This is a genomic window from Acinetobacter sp. YH16052 (assembly GCF_013417155.1).
In the GTDB taxonomy this organism is placed as follows: Bacteria; Pseudomonadota; Gammaproteobacteria; order Pseudomonadales; family Moraxellaceae; genus Acinetobacter.
In genome coordinates this window covers 1-2431 of the sequence record NZ_VPEO01000098.1, presented here as the reverse complement: position 1 = coordinate 2431, position 2431 = coordinate 1, and the positions used below count along the sequence as shown (strand labels likewise).

The window sequence follows — 2431 nt, the reverse complement described above, 5'->3', positions numbered from 1 at the left end:
GACTGTCTAATTTAATTAGTCAACATATAAACTAGCTAGTTACCCCATAAACCTAGTTTAATCACCCCATAAACCTAGTTTAATCACCCCATAAACCTAGTTTAATCACCCCATAAACCTAGTTTAATAGAGGCTAAAAGTGTTGCTACAAAAGGAATATAGCCTGTCTAAAAGCTTTAAAAACATTTAAAAACATTAAAAGCATCTGACTTTTTAAAAAACTTAAATTTTTATTTGTTTATCATTTAAAAAACTTACTGAAAAAAGTTTTATTACTTATCTTTGATTCAAGTAATTTTTGGTCGAGCTGGTTAAATAGTTGTTGTTTATCATGCTTTAAGTCCTGTATTTGCTGCTGCAACTGGTTTACCAACATTTCATTGACTGCTAGTAGCTGCTTTAGTTGTTGGTTTTCTTGTCTTAACTGTTCAAATTGAGCAGAAATATTGGTGTCAACTATTGTTGATTCTTGTTGCCCATTAACATGCGTACCATACAATCTAACCAGGTCACTAGTGTCTAGTTTACCTTCTGCATCTTTGGTTATCTTTCCCTGCTTGATGTGCTTATACAAGGTATTCCGACTGATATTAAAATCCAAAGACGCTTTATTTATACTGATTCTTGCCATGTGTAACCCATGTTAAAAACTGTTCATTTATTGATGATAACAGTTGTATTCCATTGTTCAAATCATTGTTTTCTATTGTTGTAGAATCATTGTAAAAGCCTTGATTATTAAGACTTTTCATTTAAAAACAATGACTTAAACAAATATCATTGTGCTATATGCTAAATTTCAGGAAATATCCTGGTGGTCGATGCCATCTTGTTTGACATTTCACACCCGCAATTAAAACCTTCCTCATATCATCACCAGGCTAACGCCACTATACAAGGCATCACACCTATACACTTTTTTTGAGATTGTTGGGAATGTTGCTTAACACTTACCCCCACCATCAAAAGTAATCTTGTTAAAATTCCGAAATATCCTAATCACTCAGATTTTTTTATGTGCCTTAACTGCTCTGTCTACTGTACCAACGCCTACATTGAACTTCTCAGCTACTTGACGATATGACATACCGCTTTCAATAGCTGCATTCAATTCTGTGTAATCTACCTTCTTGCGCTTATCCTTGTTGTAAACACCTTTCTCCTTAGCTTTCTCGATACCTTCACGCTGACGCTCCTTAATGATAGAACGCTCAAACTCAGCAAAGGCTCCTAGCATGTTAAACATTAGAATTTGCATTGAGTTCTGCTTGCCAACTTCAAATGGCAGGTTCTCTTTATGAAAGTGAACTGCTACGCCCTTATCATTTAGCTGTGTAACTAACGTTTTAAGATCAATCAAAGATCGACCTAAACGGTCAATAGAATGAACGTGTACTGTGTCACCTTCTCGAACGTAATCGAGCATGTCTTTTAGTCCTTGGCGTTCAGTATTTTTTCCACTTGCTTTATCTTCAAAGATTTTATCGAACTCAATCCCTGTATCTGCTAACTGACGATCAGTATTTTGTTCTGTGGTACTTACTCGGATATACGCTACGTGTGCCATTTTATACTCTTTGTGTTCCGCATGATCTAGACTTGATATCTTATAGCGTTCCGATACAAAAAACAACCTTAAGGAACATGGATTTTCAAGACTTCTAGACTAATTGCGGAACATTCCGAAAAGGTACACCTTAAGGAACATTAAAGCTTAATTGTTTAATGTTATCCATAAACACCTATATCATTGATTAATAAGAAACTATAGAATAGTTATGAAGTTAAAGTGTTGCAGAGGGTGACACTCTTTTAAAGAGTTCTTGTAGTACATGAATAAATTAATACTAACAATTTTTATTTTCTCAATATTAGTTAGCGGTTGTAAAAACCCATTTGAAGCTAAAGATAAAGGTGTAGATCAATTAAACGCTATTGAAAACCGTTGGGATGATGCTCACAAGTTAGCTTCATCCACAGCACGCATAGCACTAGCAACACCAATTAGTGAATTACAGAATGTCAAAAGAGATTTAGAAAGATTAGAGGTTAGTGAATGTTTAACCCCAGCAAAAGAAGCGTTGAGTTCGTACATGAACTCAACTATTGCTAATTTTCTTAGCTTTATGGCAAATTCTGACTCGACTAACTTTAATTCCAATAAGCAGATAATCGAATACTTTTCAATTAAAACTAAATGTGCAGGTGAAAATATTGAGTCGAAATCAGAACTAGCTAAAGAAGCAGAAGCCTTAAAAATCATTGCAGAGGCAAAGGCTACTGCTGCGGCAGAAAGACAAGCTAAAATTGACGCAGAGGTTAAACGTACAGGAGCTGCTAAAGAAGCAGTAGAAGCTGCATTAGAAGCAGAAGAGCTTGCGGCATCAGACGCAGTCGCAGCGGCAGCCGCAGCCGAGATGGAGGCAAGATT

At 35.7% G+C, this 2431-nt stretch carries 2 protein-coding genes and 1 pseudogene; 1 reads left to right on the top strand and 2 read right to left on the bottom strand.

The window, feature by feature from the left end:
* Positions 1-241: 241 nt before the first annotated feature.
* A complete protein-coding gene (locus tag FTV42_RS16290) occupies positions 242-631 on the bottom strand; it encodes a helix-turn-helix domain-containing protein (protein ID WP_180039206.1) in 390 nt (129 codons plus the stop codon).
* A gap of 372 nt (positions 632-1003) precedes the next feature.
* Positions 1004-1567 (bottom strand): recombinase family protein, encoded by a 564-nt coding sequence (locus tag FTV42_RS16285; protein ID WP_180039205.1) that lies wholly within the window; start codon positions 1565-1567, stop codon positions 1004-1006.
* Positions 1568-1832: 265 nt separating this feature from the next.
* On the opposite strand from FTV42_RS16285, the pseudogene FTV42_RS16280 reads away from it, so the two are divergent.
* Positions 1833-2431 (top strand): annotated as a pseudogene (locus FTV42_RS16280) (hypothetical protein); the annotation flags it as partial.

Coding starts and splice junctions, on each gene's coding strand:
- FTV42_RS16290 (WP_180039206.1), bottom strand. CDS start 631: ATGGCAAGAATCAGTATAAATAAAGCGTCTTTGGATTTTAATATCAGT.
- FTV42_RS16285 (WP_180039205.1), bottom strand. CDS start 1,567: ATGGCACACGTAGCGTATATCCGAGTAAGTACCACAGAACAAAATACT.